Origin of the sequence: Williamsia soli, from assembly GCF_017377795.1 — a bacterium.
Taxonomy (GTDB): Bacteria; Actinomycetota; Actinomycetes; order Mycobacteriales; family Mycobacteriaceae; genus Williamsia; species Williamsia soli.
On the sequence record NZ_JAFRDR010000005.1, the window covers coordinates 345,941 to 360,145 of the forward strand.

General features: G+C 65.7%; 16 protein-coding genes. 7 read left to right on the forward strand and 9 right to left on the reverse strand.

The window, feature by feature from the left end; all coding sequences use genetic code 11:
• Positions 1–80: 80 nt before the first annotated feature.
• From J3S28_RS16000 to J3S28_RS16010, 3 genes are all read right to left on the reverse strand, one after another.
• Complete coding sequence (locus J3S28_RS16000) at positions 81–1,787, reverse strand: nitroreductase family deazaflavin-dependent oxidoreductase (RefSeq protein WP_207841711.1); 1,707 nt, start codon at positions 1,785–1,787, stop codon at positions 81–83.
• 168 nt (positions 1,788–1,955) lie between these two features.
• Positions 1,956–3,281, reverse strand: coding sequence for a class I SAM-dependent methyltransferase (locus J3S28_RS16005; protein WP_207841712.1), 1,326 nt, complete (start codon positions 3,279–3,281; stop codon positions 1,956–1,958).
• Positions 3,278–4,702, reverse strand: a complete 1,425-nt coding sequence (locus J3S28_RS16010) for an FAD-binding protein (protein ID WP_307797180.1) — start codon at positions 4,700–4,702, stop codon at positions 3,278–3,280. The genes J3S28_RS16005 and J3S28_RS16010 overlap by 4 nt, the downstream gene beginning before the upstream one ends.
• A gap of 150 nt (positions 4,703–4,852) precedes the next feature.
• Between J3S28_RS16010 and J3S28_RS16015 the strand changes: the two genes are divergently transcribed.
• The 7 genes from J3S28_RS16015 to J3S28_RS16045 are packed head-to-tail and all read left to right on the forward strand — an operon-like array spanning position 4,853 to position 9,358.
• Complete coding sequence (locus J3S28_RS16015) at positions 4,853–5,293, forward strand: SRPBCC family protein (protein WP_207841714.1); 441 nt, start codon at positions 4,853–4,855, stop codon at positions 5,291–5,293.
• Positions 5,294–5,320: 27 nt separating this feature from the next.
• A complete protein-coding gene (locus tag J3S28_RS16020; RefSeq protein WP_307797181.1) occupies positions 5,321–6,238 on the forward strand; it encodes a pseudouridine synthase in 918 nt (305 codons plus the stop codon).
• A 27-nt stretch (positions 6,239–6,265) separates the two neighbouring features.
• A complete protein-coding gene (locus J3S28_RS16025) occupies positions 6,266–6,616 on the forward strand; it encodes a hypothetical protein (RefSeq protein ID WP_207841715.1) in 351 nt (116 codons plus the stop codon).
• Positions 6,617–6,644: 28 nt separating this feature from the next.
• On the forward strand, positions 6,645–6,956 hold the full coding sequence (locus J3S28_RS16030; RefSeq protein ID WP_084836058.1) for a YbaB/EbfC family nucleoid-associated protein: 312 nt from the start codon (positions 6,645–6,647) through the stop codon (positions 6,954–6,956).
• Positions 6,957–6,963: 7 nt separating this feature from the next.
• Positions 6,964–7,575 carry a recombination mediator RecR gene (gene recR, locus J3S28_RS16035; RefSeq protein WP_084835981.1) on the forward strand — a complete coding sequence of 204 codons (612 nt, stop codon included), beginning with the start codon at positions 6,964–6,966 and terminating at the stop codon, positions 7,573–7,575.
• 7 nt (positions 7,576–7,582) lie between these two features.
• On the forward strand, positions 7,583–8,146 hold the full coding sequence (locus J3S28_RS16040; RefSeq protein ID WP_307797182.1) for a uridine kinase family protein: 564 nt from the start codon (positions 7,583–7,585) through the stop codon (positions 8,144–8,146).
• A complete protein-coding gene (locus J3S28_RS16045) occupies positions 8,147–9,358 on the forward strand; it encodes a CoA transferase (protein WP_207841716.1) in 1,212 nt (403 codons plus the stop codon).
• 87 nt (positions 9,359–9,445) lie between these two features.
• On the opposite strand, the gene J3S28_RS16050 is transcribed toward J3S28_RS16045, so the two are convergent.
• From J3S28_RS16050 to J3S28_RS16075, 6 genes are all read right to left on the reverse strand, one after another.
• Positions 9,446–10,108 (reverse strand): phosphoribosyltransferase, encoded by a 663-nt coding sequence (locus J3S28_RS16050; RefSeq protein ID WP_207841717.1) that lies wholly within the window; start codon positions 10,106–10,108, stop codon positions 9,446–9,448.
• Positions 10,109–10,131: 23 nt separating this feature from the next.
• Positions 10,132–10,668 carry a hypothetical protein gene (locus J3S28_RS16055; RefSeq protein WP_207841718.1) on the reverse strand — a complete coding sequence of 179 codons (537 nt, stop codon included), beginning with the start codon at positions 10,666–10,668 and terminating at the stop codon, positions 10,132–10,134.
• Complete coding sequence (locus J3S28_RS16060) at positions 10,669–11,235, reverse strand: hypothetical protein (protein ID WP_207841719.1); 567 nt, start codon at positions 11,233–11,235, stop codon at positions 10,669–10,671.
• Positions 11,236–11,241: 6 nt separating this feature from the next.
• The gene (locus J3S28_RS16065; protein ID WP_207841720.1) at positions 11,242–11,967 is read right to left on the reverse strand and encodes a type 1 glutamine amidotransferase; all 726 of its coding nucleotides are present in this window, start codon (positions 11,965–11,967) and stop codon (positions 11,242–11,244) included.
• 3 nt (positions 11,968–11,970) lie between these two features.
• Positions 11,971–13,233: a Mur ligase family protein gene (locus J3S28_RS16070; RefSeq protein ID WP_207841824.1), complete on the reverse strand. Its 1,263-nt coding sequence runs from the start codon at positions 13,231–13,233 to the stop codon at positions 11,971–11,973.
• Between the two features lie 65 nt (positions 13,234–13,298).
• On the reverse strand, positions 13,299–14,204 hold the full coding sequence (locus J3S28_RS16075; protein ID WP_237341631.1) for an SDR family oxidoreductase: 906 nt from the start codon (positions 14,202–14,204) through the stop codon (positions 13,299–13,301).
• Position 14,205: the final 1 nt, after the last annotated feature.

Here is a 14,205-nt window from a genome sequence, read left to right on the forward strand (position 1 = left end):
CTTCCGACAAAAGCACACGGTGCAGTCATAGGCACACGTTGCAGCGTGTGCCTATGACTGGACGATGTGTTTGTGTAGTCCTACTGCCCGCCGGTGAAAGAGATGCGCACCGAGACCGGATCGCTCTGCAGGGCCCGGAACGAGGCTGCGGTCAGTGAGGCGAACACCGGATTGGGCGCGAAGGTCCGTACCCGCTTGGCGACGTCATCGTCGTGAACGAATTCGGCTGTGCCGCTTCGCCATTGTCGTCCCTGCTTGATGCGCACCGCCTGATTGGCGTTGATGTTGTTCGCCCAGCCCGACCGCGTGCCGTGCTGGCTGATCACCCAGGCGCCGGTCTCGTCGAACGCCGCCGAGACGGGCACGGTTCGCCGCCGGCCTGTCCGGCGTCCGATTGTCTCGAGTTCGGTTGCGAAGCTGGTGGTGATGCCGATCCGCGTCAGTGAGGCCACCATCGGGTTCGCGACGTACCTGCCGACGGCGCGTTCGATCCGGAACTTGCGAACGGCCTTTTTGTCTGAGGCGCCGAGGTGCCCTCGCTGGCTACGAAACGCGTCGATCCCGTTGCGTCGGACGGTGGTGATCGCTGTGCGCCACAGTGGTCGATGGGGATCAGGGTCGCCACCGGCCCCCATCGTATGCAACTGATCGGTGTGCCACTGCAGATCCAGGGCGCCGTTAAGGGCCTTGACCTGCGCGGTGCCGGTGAGGCGACGCGGCAGCGGGACGGATCGGTGCGTGGTCGGCAGCGTCGCCGAGGTATCCGCCAGAACGCACTGTGCCGCGTTGGGGGCCAAGGCTGTCGGGCGTCCGAGACCGACTATGTCGCAGGAACCCGAGGCGATGGCTTCGGCCATGCCGGTGTGCGTGCGGAAGCCTCCGGTCACGGCCAGGGGTACGTCTGCCGCGACTTCGCGAATCGTCTCGGCGTAGTCGAGAAAGTAGGCCTCGCGGGCACGGGTTCGCGCCGACACCGCCGGACGGCCCATCATCGCCGGTGATTCGTAGCTGCCACCGCTGATCTCGATGAGGTCGATTCTCTCCGCGGCGATCATCTCGACCACCGTGCGTGACTCCTCTTCCGAGAATCCGCCCCGTTGGAAATCGGCTGAGTTCAGTTTGATGCCGACGGCAAAGCCCGGGCCGACGGCTTCGCGGACCCGCCGGATGATCTCCAGCACGAACTGTGCGCGGTTCGCCGTTGATCCACCCCAGCGGTCGGATCGCGTGTTGGCCAGGGGTGAGAGGAACTGGGAGATGAGATAGCCGTGAGCGCCGTGGATCTGGACGCCATCGAACCCGGCGACCTCGGCGATACCGGCCGAGACGGCGAACCGCTCGATGATGTCGCGGATCTCGGTGTCGGTCAGCTCGCGGGGAGTGGGGATGCCTGGGATGTCCAGTTTGACGGCCGACGGGGCGACGGTCGGGCCGTCGGTGGTGATCGGATTGGCCTGCCGACCAGGGTGGTTGAGCTGCATCCAGATCGGGGAGCCGCCGTCCTGAGCGGTCTTGGCCCAGCGCTGGAATGCGTCGAGGTCGATGTCGTTCTCGAGGACGACGTTGCCCGGTTCACCGAGATACCGTCGATCGACCATCACGTTGCCGGTGACCATCAGCCCGTAGTCGCCGGCGCCCCAGCGTGCATACAAGCGTTCGAGGCGGACATCGGGCGCGTGGCGCGTTGTGCCGAGTCCCTCGCTCAGTGCCGACTTCATGATCCGGTTCGGAAGGGTCTGGCCGCACGGCAGAACCAGTGGCGTCGACAGCGACACGGTCTCGGTCATGTTCGGGGCTCCATCCGTGGGTATAGATCAATCGTTCTAATTGGGCTCACGGTAGTAGAACGAATGGTCCATGACAAGGTCCCTGGTCCACAAACCCACTCGAAACAGTCAAACCCACCTGTTGCATTGCAACAGGTGGGTTTGACTGGAACTGCTGTGTTTGTGGGGCTAAGCGTTCCACCATGGGCGCAACGGCAGGTCGCCGTTGCCACCCTTGTCGTCGAGCTTGACCGCGAGCACCTGATGCAGCTGGATGATGTTGCGGTCGAAGCCCAGACGGCATGCCGCCATGTACAGACCCCAGAGGCGGGCCGTACCCTCACCGACTTCATCGAGTGCCCCGTCCCAGTTCGCCACCAGATTTCTGTTCCAGTCGCGCAGGGTCATCGCGTAGTGCTCGCGAAGATTCTCCTCGTGCACCACCTCCATCGCCCCGATGTCTTGGATCGCGGTGATGATGGTGCCTGATCCCGTGAGCTCCCCGTCGGGGAACACATAGCGGTCGATGAACGGGCCGGCTTTGCCGCGGCTCCGGTTGTCTGGCCGAGTGATGCAGTGGTTCAACAAGATTCCGCCGTCGCGCAACTTCGCGCGGATGAACTTGAAGTACGAGCGGTAATTGTGGATGCCGATGTGCTCGGTCAGGCCGATCGACGACACGGCGTCGAACCCGGTTTCGGTGATGTCGCGGTAATCGCTGTGCCGCACTTCGGCGAACTCGCCCAGGCCCTGATCGATGATCGCCTGCTGCGCCCACTCGGCCTGCTCGGCAGACAAGGTCACACCGATCACGTGGACTCCGCGGCGAGCAGCGTAACGGACCATCGAACCCCATCCGCAACCGATGTCGAGCAGTCGGTCGCCGGGCTTGAGCTTCAGCTTCTCGAAGATGAGCCGGTACTTGTTCTCCTGCGCTTCTTCCAGCGTGGCCTCGCGATTCGGGTAGCACGCGCAGGTGTAGGTCATCGACGAACCGAGGACGTACTCGTAGAACGTGTTCGACACGTCGTAGTGGTAGTGGATGGCCTCGGCGTCACGGGTTTTGCTGTGCCGCAGTCCTTCTGCGATGCGGCGCCACCGGGGGAGCTGTTCCTGCGGCGGCGGTGCGATTGGCTTGAAGTGTTCGAGGCCGATCGACCGGGTGATCTGCGCCATCGTACGTGCCGAAGGCCGATGGAAGCTGATGTCCTCGGACAGGGCCTTCAGCGCGTCATACGGGTCGCCGCCGTGGGCGCCGTGCAACTTGAGGTCGCCCGAGATGTAGGCACGCGCCAGCCCGAGATCGCCGGGAGCTGTTGCCAGATAGGTCAATCCGCGTGGGGTCACCAGCTCGACGCCGTATTCGGCGTCGGCCGGGCCTGCGGAGCTACCGTCGTACGCCGTCACCCGCACCTTGAGATCCCCGCCGGCGACCGCCTCGACGACCTCGGCGAGGCTGAGCTTCGGGCCGACCACTGACGTGGGGGAGAGGTCGCCTTCTTTGAATGTGGTCACTGACGTTGCACCGCCTTTGCGTAGAGGTCGAGGAGCCGCGACCCGGGATCGTAGTGTTTCTTCAGTAGGCGGTAGGGCTCGCCGCCGTAGAGTTCGTCGAACTCCTCTTCGCTGTAGAACGATTCGGAGTAGAGAGATTTGTGACCGTCGAGTTCGGACACCTTGATCTCGATCTGCCGATTGGCGTACCCGTCGGGTTTGTCTGCCCGCTTGGGCACTGCTGACCAGAACCCGATGTTGACGTACGTGCGGTGCGGTTCCAGGGGATACAGCGGCCACGGCCGATTCGAGTCGGCGCCGGCCGGAGACGGATCGCGGAGCCGCAGCGGGCACAACCAGATCGGCTCGATGGGGATGTTCTCGAGGAACCAGGCCGTGAACTCCGCGGTCCGCTCGATGGGAACCTCTATGTCCTGGACCACCCGCTCGCCCGGCGGTTCACCCTTGCGGGCATTGAGCTTGTCGCCGATGTCGAATCGGTGGTCGAGCGCGATGAGCTTCCAGTAGAAACTGCTGCGCAGCAATTGTTTTGGCCAGAATCGGCGGATCCGGGGATTCTGGGCACCGAACGCACGTGAGCACCAGAACCAATCCGTGTCCCACCGCCACAGGTAGTCGGCGATGGTGAGCCGGTCACGCAGTGGAGTCGAATCGGCGCCGTGCTGAATGGAGCGGTAGAAGATCTGGTCGCCTGTGTAGTCGCTGACCGGACCTGCATCGGCGCTCTGCCGACCGAGGACGAGGTAACTCTCCGTTGCCGAGAAAACAACGCCGTCAAGGTAATCGACCCGTTCACCCTGAAAATGCCGGTCGTCGACGATCTGGTTCATGGTCTCTTGCAGAGTCTGTAGATCGGAGAACCGGACGTGGCGGAGCTCGACAAACGGTGCGACCTCCTCGAGTTCGATCTTGAGTCTCGTGGAGTAACCCAGGGTGCCGTACGAATTGGCGAAACCGAAGAAGAGGTCGGAGTTCTCGCTCGTCGCCGAGGTGGTGACGATCTCGCCGGCGCCGGTGAGGATGTCGATCTCGAGGACTGATTCGTGCGGCAGCCCGTTGCGGAATGAGGTGGACTCGATCCCGAGGCCGGTCACCGCGCCACCCAGGGTGATCGTCTTGAGCTGCGGCACCACTTTCGGGGCGAGCCCGTCCGTGAGGGTGGTCGCCACCAGTTCCTCGTAGGTGCACATGCCGGCGACGTCGGCCGTCCGGGCTTCGGTGTCGACCGAGATCACTCGATCGAGACCCGATACGTCGAGGCCGGGAAACGGGTTCTTGGCGCGTTTGCGGAACAGATTCGAGGTTTTCTTGGCCAGGCGAACCCGGCCTTCGGCAGGGATCGCCCGGTAGCTGGCCAGCAGTTTCGCCACACCCTGATCGAACACGTCGCGACCTGATTCGACCCCTCTTACCTTCGGCACAGGTAAGAGCCTAGGACTACTGTCCAGTACTTGCCACTTCGTTGCGGGACCGCGCCGCATATGTCCGTTTGTGGACCGCCCGGGAGCCGGTCGGGCGTGTTCTGGCAGGCTCTGGGGTGAATTGCTCGCAACCCGGAAGGTGATTTCTTCGTGGCACAGGTAACCGCATCCCAGTCGATCGACATCAATGCCGCACCCGAGCAGGTCCTCGTCGCCCTGTCCGACTACCAGACCGTGCGCCCGAACATCCTGCCCGGTCAGTACCTCGACTACGCGGTCCTCGAGGGCGGCGTCGGCGCAGGCACCGTCGCCACATGGACGCTGCAGGCAACGAAGAAGCGCTCCAGGAACGTGCAGGCTTCGGTGGATCTGGTCGGCTCGACCATCACCGAGACCGACGCCAACTCGTCGATGATCACCACCTACCAGGTGCAGCCGGCCGGGTCAGGCGCCAAGGTCACGACCGTCACCACCTGGCAGGGCGCAGGCGGGATCGGCGGCTTCTTCGAGAAGACGTTCGCGCCCAAGGGGCTTGCCAAGATCCAGGCCGAGCTGCTCGGCAACCTGAAGTCCCACGTCGAACGCGGCTGAGTCTGTCGCGAGGGACAGGCCGGTTCGGTGAGGAACCGCAGACCGGCGCCCTTGCCGCTGCGCGACGGGGTCGATGCGACCCGGGTCGTGCTGCGTAGCGATGAGGGCACTGTTTGTGATGCGATGCTCGCGGCACCGGCGTGCGTAGGACTGACGGCAGCTGAACTCACCGCCCGTGCCGAGCTCGGTCAGGTGCTGGACGTGAGCGGCGAACGAGTCGACCTGTCTGCGCCCGCGACACCGGGACGTCCGATCTATTTCTATCGCGACCTTCCGACCGAGACCGAGATCCCTTTCGAACTCGACATCCTCCACGCCGATGACGACCTCGTCGTCGTCGACAAGCCCCACTTCCTCGCGACGATGCCGCGTGGAGCGCACGTGGTGCAGACAGCGCTGGTGCGCCTGCGCAGGCTCTTGGACAACCCGGCGCTCAGCCCTGTGCACCGGCTGGACCGCCTCACGGCTGGGGTGCTGATGTTCAGCGCCCGACCCCAGGCCCGGGCCCCGTACCAACAGCTGTTCGCCGATCGCCTGGTCAGCAAGGAATATCGGGCCCGCGCACCCATCGCCGAAGGTCTCGACCTCCCGATCACCGTGCGCAACCGGATCATGAAAGACGCCGGTGACCTGCGCGCCCGGCTCGAGCCCGGTCCCGAGAACGCCATCTCGACGATCGACCTGGTCGACACGTCCGGTGACCGCGGGATCTACCGTTTGCTGCCGCAGACCGGACGCACCCACCAACTGCGTCTGCACATGTCCGAACTCGGTGTTCCGATCGACGGAGACCCGCTGTACCCCCAGGTGCGACCCGACGTCGCGGCCGCGCCCGATCACGGCGACTTCTCAGAGCCACTGCAGCTGCTGGCCTACGCTGTGGAGTTCGACGATCCGTTGTCCGGCGCGCGCAGGCGGTTCGTCAGCGGCCGTTCACTCGGCTGAACTGCATCGACCCCGGGAGGTAGCCCCATGGCGATTGTCGTCTCCTACGACCACTACGAAGACCTGCGCTGCGAGGTGGTCGTCTTCCTGGACGACGAGACCGGGGACTGCTTCCAGATTCAGTGTGACCTGCCCGCGACCCCGGGCTCGTACCAGATCAGCGCGGGTGTCGGTCCACCCGTGGAGCAGGGTGTCCTCGCCTGGCAGCGCACCGGTGACGGGTTCGGGTTCGCCCTGTCGGCCAAGGCTGCGGCGATGTTCGGAGGCAACGCGCGACTGCACTTCGAGGTGGAGCCATCCGGCGGCGATACCATCGACAGCATTGCCGCTCATCTCGAGAGAATGATGCGCCTGCAACAACACGAACGCCGAGAGTGAAGAGGACGCAGTGGAACCAGACAACCCGATGGCCGGACTTCTGCAGCAAGCTCAGCAGATGCAGCAGCAGTTGCTGGCGGCGCAGGCTGAGATGGCAGCGGCAGAGGTCACGGGCACCGCAGGTGGCGGCCTTGTCAGCGTGACCGGCAACGGCACCGGCGAGGTGACCGCGGTCGCGATCGATCCCAAGGTGGTCGATGCAGATGACGTCGAGACCTTGCAGGACCTGATCGTCGGTGCGCTTGCTGATCTGAACACCAAACGCGATGCACTGACCCAGCAGAAGATGGGTCCACTCGCCGGCGGCCTGGGCGGCGGTTTCCCGGGCCTGGGCGGATGATTCTTCCGTGTACGAAGGACCGATCCAGGATCTGATCGACGAGATGGCCAAGTTGCCAGGGCTCGGTCCGAAGGGTGCGCAGCGGATTGCGTTCCATTTGCTGTCCGCGCCCGCCGCCGACATCAACCGGCTGACAGCGGCGTTGGTGCACGTGCGCGACGACGTCGTCTTCTGCGAGGTGTGCGGCAACGTCTCGGCTCAGGTGCGGTGCCGGATCTGTCGGGATGCCCGGCGCGATGCCAGCAAGATCTGCGTGGTCGAAGAACCCAAAGACGTGCAGGCAATCGAACGCACAAAAGAATTCACCGGTCGGTATCACGTACTCGGTGGCGCCCTCGACCCCCTCGGGGGCATCGGACCGGACCAGCTGCGGATCCGGGAGTTGTTGCGGCGCTTGGCAAATCAGGAAGACGGCGTCGACGTGAGCGAGATCATCGTCGCCACCGACCCGAACACCGAGGGTGAGGCGACGGCGACGTACCTGCAACGCATGCTCAAGGACTTTCCCGGATTGTCCGTGACCCGGTTGGCGTCGGGCCTGCCGATGGGCGGTGACCTGGAGTTCGCCGACGAGTTGACGCTCGGCCGGGCGCTGTCGGGCCGCCGGATACTCACCTGAGGCCGGTGTGACCGACGATTCGTGGATCGACATCTTTGCCCGGCAACTGAAGTCGGGAATCGTCGCCATCGACGGACCCTCGGGTGCCGGGAAGTCGACACTCGCGGACGCGCTCGTGCGGACGCTGAACGACCTCGGCACGCCGGTGGTGTTGATCCGCACCGACGACTTCGCCACGTGGGACGACCCGGTCGGGTGGTGGCCCGAACTCGACGAAGAGGTGCTCCGGTCGTACTGGCGTGGCCACGACTTCCGCTTTCACCCACGGGTCTGGCGGGACGGCACTGCCGAACCCGGCCCCCGCGTCTGGTTGCGCTGGGAACCCTTGCTCATCATCGAAGGAGTCTCCAGCGCGCGGGCGCCCGTACGTCCACAACTGCGTCACGCGCTGTGGCTGGACGGTGGGACCGAGGCCGAGCGACTCGAGCGAGGTGTCGCACGCGACGGCGAGGCCGAGCGTGCCAACCTGCGGCGCTGGCAAGACTTCGAGCGGGGATGGTTCGCGGTCGACAATACCCGCGCGCATTGCGACGTCGTCCCCGATTCCGTTCTACGGCAAGCGACTCTCTAGATGGACTCCGGCAAGGGCGCCGGCCCGCTGGACGGCCTGCGGATCGTGGAGGTGTCGAGTTTCGTCGCCTCACCACTGTGCGGTTTGACGTTGTCGCAACTCGGTGCCGAGGTCATTCGCGTTGATCCGATCGGCGGCGCTTCGGATTACCGCCGGTGGCCCGTGACCGCCGACGGTGAATCGATCTATTGGACCGGATTGAACCGAGGAAAACGATCGATTTCCTGCGATTTCCGTAATCCGGAGTCACACAAGCTCATTCAACAGTTGGCCACGGCGCCCGGGCCCGGTGGTGGCATCTTCGTCACCAATGCCGGAGGGCGCGACTGGATGAGCCATGAGGCGCTGTCTGCTCTGAGGAACGATGTCATCACGCTCGAGATACTCGGAAAGCGCGACGGCACAGCGGGAGTCGACTACACCGTCAACGCGGGGTTGGGTTTTCCGCAGGTCACCGGTTCGGGCGGCGGCGGGGTGGTCAACCATGTGCTGCCCGCCTGGGATATCGCTTGCGGGCTTCATGCCTCCACCGCGCTGCTGGCCGCGGTGCGCCATCGCGATCACACCGGCGCAGGGTCGCAGATCACGCTGCCACTCGAGGATGTCGCCCTCGCAACGGCTGGAACGCTCGGGTATCTGACCGAGGTGATGATCAACGGCAGGCAACGACAGGCGACCGGCAACGCAATCTACGGGACCTACGGAACCGACTTCGTGACAGCGGATCACGCACGTTTCATGATCGTGGCCCTGACCAGCCGGCACTTTCGGGATCTGGTGGAACTCACGGAGGCGGCGGCCGCGGTCGACGCCCTCGAGGCCGCGCTCGACACCGATTTCCGCAGCGAAGGCGAGCGGTATGAATACCGTGACGCGCTCACGGCGCTCTTCGCTCGGTGGTTCCGCACGCACACCGCTGCGGAAGTGCATGACGCGCTGCGAAAGACGTCTGTGCTCTTCGAGCAGTACCGATCGTTCACCGACGTGGTCGAATCCGATGCGCTGGAGGCGAATCCGCTGTTCTCTACTCTTGATCAACCGCGTATCGGGCAGTACCTCGCTGCGGGTCACCCGGCGCGATTCGACCGCAGGCATGTGGCGGCGACCCCTGCACCAGTCGTGGGTCAGGATTCTGCACAGGTGGTGGCCGAGGTGCTCGGTCTCGGCGCCGACGAGATCGCGGGGCTCTTCCAGCGCGGAGTGATCGGGTAGGTGTACGGAGGCGCTCCTCCACCCGAATTTGCGTCTACCACCTGAAATTTCGGGTGGGTGGTGCGAAAACGGGTGGGCGGAGGGCGGCTACTCCGTCGTGAGTAGGTTCTGAACCTCGGCATCGGTCACCTGGGCGAAGTCTCGGTACGACTGACCGACGGCCCAGAAGTCGGACGGGATAGTGGCGCAGACGATCTCGTCCGCTTCTCGGATATCGATCCCGGGCGGTCCCGTACCCACCGCGACGACGATCTGCTGAGGGTGGCGCCGGCGGATGCTCTCGACCGCCACCCGCATGCTCGATCCGGTCGCCAGCCCGTCGTCCACCAGAACCACGATCCGGTTATCAACCGGAGTCGGGGGTCTGCCCTGGCGGTAGACGGACTCGCGGCGGAGCAGTTCGGCGCGCTCCCTCGCGATGACCGCGTCCACGTCGTCCGCGGTCACCCCGAAGTCGCGAACAGTGCGATCGCTGATCAACGGCTCGCCACCCGATGCCACCGCACCGAAGGCGAGTTCTTCTCGCCGGGGGACTCCGAGCTTGCGGATGACGAAGGCGTCCAGAGGAGCGCGCAGGGCGGTCGCGATCTGCGCCGCGACGGGGACGCCGCCGCGTGCAAGACCCAACACGACGACATCAGGGTTCCGCACCAGTTCGGAATGCCGGCGCGTCAGCAATCGTGCCAGCTCGCGCCCTGCGTCATCGCGGTTCCGGAAGGTTCGTTCTCCATGATCCCGATGCAGTCTCACAGCGGGTCACCTCGGTACGTCGACTAGAGGAACTGCGCCCTGGTGACGCAGGTCTTACCATTCTGGACGATCACGTCGTAGACCACACGGGTTTTGTTGAGGGCGTCCCCCGACTGCCACGTGGACGCGACGATTGCCTGGACCACGGGTGCCTGCGGTGCATGCGGCACGACCGCGACGGACTGAAATGTCACTGCTGCACTGCGGTCTTGGCTCTTGAGTTCGTCAGTGAACGACACCAGGTTGGGCAGCCCGTCCTTCGCGAGATCACCGCAGGCGTTCGCCTTGAACGTGGCGATCTGGGCATCGGCGGTCGCTGGGGTGATCTCGAACATGCTGCGGGTGAGGGTGTTCGCGATATCGATCGCCTGCTGGTCGGTGATGACTGGGGTCGCGGCAGCAGCAGCCTGGTCGTTTCCGCCGTCATCATCAGGGACCGTGAGCGCGGCGATCATGGCGGTGAGCGCGATGACGACCGCGATCCCGACAAGCACGGACAGCAGCACGATGATTCGTCGCCGGGATGGACGTGGCCTGGTCGGCGGCGGAGACACGGCCATCTACAGAACCTTCATCGTGGTGATGCACGCCGGGACGGCGCTGCGGTCGACGGTGAACTCGATTGCGGTCGGTTCGGGCGGAGGCGGAGCCGTGTTGTCCTCACTGGCCGCGAGATCGAACACCGCGAGGACTGTGGTGCTCACCTCGTCCTCGCGCACCACCCCGTAGTGCGCGTTGCTGGTGGTGACGCTGCGGCCGGTGCCGTAGACGATGTCGGGCAGAGTCCGAGCGGTCTCGTTCCACTGCTCGAGGGCTTCGCCACACAGCGTTGCCTGCGCCGTCTTGATCGTCGCCTCGACGGTGTCCGGGGTGAAGTTGTACAGCGACTCCGCCGTGGCGCGGACGGTCTCGACTGCGACGTCCACTCCTGGAACCTGCTCGGCATCAGTCTGTTCGCCGGCAGCGGGTTGGGCGGAGGCGTCGTTCCCCGCGACGGACCAGGTGATCGCCCAGGTGGCAGTGACCACCACGGCCAGTACGATCAGGCCGAGCGCGAACACGACCGGCGCCGTGGGGGTGGCGCGGCGCCTGGTCGGTTGGGGGTTCGTCGGCGCAGGACTGGTCATGGTCGCTCAGCCACGCCTCCCGGCGGCCAATCGCTCACGCCGCAGCAGCTCGATTTCGGGAAGTGGCAGAGCATCCAGCTCGTCGACCCCCAGTGCACGCGACAGCAACAGGTCGGCCAGTTCGGGGTTGCGGGCCAGTGCGGGACCGTGCAGGTAGGTGCCGATCACCGAGCCCTGAATCGCGCCTTCGATCTTCTCGCCGGCACCGTTGCCGACGCCGTGCTTGACCCGCGCCAACGGTCGCGCGTCGGAACCCAGCGTGGTTCCGCCCCGGTGATTTTCGAAGCCGGTCAGCGGTTTGGTGAGACCGGAGTCCAATGCCGGTTCGGTGATCAGTTCGCCGATGCTGCGTTTGTCCTGGGGGACGGTGGTCAGGTCGAACATCGAGATCCCCGCGACCCGTTCGCCGGCAGACGTCTCGTACCAGTGGCCGAGTACCTGGATCGCGGCGCAGATCGCGAGTACGGGCCTGCCTGCCTCGGCAGCGCGCTGAAGTCCCGGGTAGCGGGTCAGGTGCCGGGTGGCCAGGCGCTGGGCGTAGTCCTCGGCCCCGCCGAGGGTGTAGACGTCGAGGGACTCCGGCACGGGGTCGGTCAGGTTGATCGAGATGATCTCGGCGTCGATACCGCGCATGCGTGCGCGCTGGCGCAGGACGAGCGCGTTGCCGCCGTCGCCGTAGGTTCCCATGACGTCGGGCAGGACGAGTCCGATGCGGAGCGTCGATTCGGCCATCGGTCAGACCCCTTTCTGCGCGCGGGCCAACGCGGTACCCAGGTCGCGGAAGGCCGTGTAGTTCGCCAGCACCTCGACGCGGCCCGGCGGACACGAGGCGATGGCAGCCATCGGGTCGGCGATGGTGGTGTGTTCGGCGCCCGCGTACAACAGGCGCACACCGAGGTCGGTGGCACGTTCCCCGGCTGCGACGACCTGCATGCTCTCGAAGGCCTCGAACCGGACGTCCCACAGCCACGAGAGATCCTCCCCGTCGGGGACCTGCCCGTTCACGGCGATCACCAGGCCGTCGGCGTCCTGGTCGATCATCGCCATGGCTTCTTGCCAGCCCGCGGGGTTCTTGGCGAGCAGCATGCGGACCCGGTGTTGGCCGACCTGCTGAACGCTGTAGCGACCGGCGACCTCGCCGACGGTGCCTACCGCGATGGTGGCCTTCGCCGGATCGGCACCCATTGCGACCGCGGCGGCTATCGCCTGGGTTGCGTTGCCGCGGTTGGCTTTACCTGGAACTGCGAGCTCCATCGGGTGACTGAACCCGTCGGGGCCGTAGACGTGGGTATCGTCGAACCACCACGCAGGCTTCGGCCGTTGGAAGTCGGCTCCGGTGGAGTACCAGTGGTCTCCGTCGCGCAGGATCGGTTCCCCCGACCTTGGGCAACTGACCGAGTCGCCCGCCCAGCCGGCGCCGGCGGCCACCCAGATCGCATTCGGGGCATCGTAGGCGGCGGAGGTGATGAGCACATCGTCGCAGTTGGCGATGACTGCGGCCTGTGGATGCTTGTTGATGCCTTCGCGCAGCCGACGTTCGATCATGTTGATCTCGCCGACCCGATCGAGCTGATCGCGCGAGAGATTCAGCAGCACGAACGCCTGCGGGTCGGTGGCGTCCGCGACGTGGGGAACGTGCAGTTCGTCGACCTCGAGCGCGGCGATCCGTGCCGGACGATTCAGCGAGAGCGCGGCGACGATCCCGGCGTCCATGTTGGCGCCGTCCGCCTGGCTCGCGACGTCGCCGAGTTGGGCGAGAGCGGCGGCCGTCATGCGGGTCGTCGTGGACTTGCCGTTGGTCCCGGTGATGATCACGGTCCGCTTGTCCCGCGCCAGCGTGCCGAGCAGTTGGGGGTCGATCTTCAGCGCGACAAGGCCACCGATCATCGACCCCTTGCCACGACCCGTCTTCTGCGACGCCCAGCGGGCGGTGGCGGCGGCCCGTAGCGCGAGTCGGGCCCGGATCGGGAGTCGGCTGGAGCTCTTGCGGTCGGGCATGGCAGCGAGTTTGTCATAAGTCGCGGTGTGAGCCATGTCGGCACCACTGCGGATCTGGTGCGGCACTACCCGGGCCTGCGCCCGAATCGCCAGGAACGAAGCAGAAAGGGCGGCAATCGGCGCAGCGGCACCGCCCGCGGCCAGTCGTCGGCCCGAAAATATGCGTCGGATCCACCGTCGACGAAGATGACACTTCCACACAGGAACCCGGCTGCGTCCGAGAGCATGAAGACCGCCCAGTCCGCGAGCTTGTCCGGATCGCCGAATCCGCCGATCGGCACGGGGAAACGCGTGACCGCACGGGATTCTGTCGGTGAGGCGAGTTGCTCTTCCAGCAGGGGCGTGAGGATCGCGCCCGGCGCCAGTGCGTTGAGCCGGATACCCGCACCAGCCCACGCCGGTGAGGTCGCCTGCCGGCGTACCCAGCGACTCACCGCGATCTTGGATGCCGCATACGCCATGACCGGCCCCACGCGGCCGTATCTGCGCAGTGATCGGACGGCTCGGTCGCCGTCCCCGGCAAGGAGAGCGTTGATGGCCCGGCGGGGCACAGCGGGCACGGTGGTCGTGGAATTGCTGGAGAACACGACGACCTTCGCGTCCTCTGCGGCAGCGAGGGCGTCGCGCCAGCCTTCCAGGAGCTCGACGACACCGAAGTAGTTGACCTCGGTGATGAGTCTGGGACGACCTGTGCCCTCGCCGGGGCCCAGTGCGGCTCCTGGTCCCAGACCGGCGGCGAGGACCGCGCCGGCAAGCGGGCCGCCGGCCGCGGCCAACACGGCTGTCACAGCGTTACGGCGGCCCTGCGCCGTCGACAGGTCAGCGACGATGTCGGCGTCACGTTGGTCCACGCCGATCACCCGATGCCCTGCCGCGGCCAGTTTCACCGCCACGGCATGTCCCATACCGGACGCCGATCCGGTCACGACGTACACGCCCGTTGAGTCACTGTCGCCGGTGGGGGAAGTCATG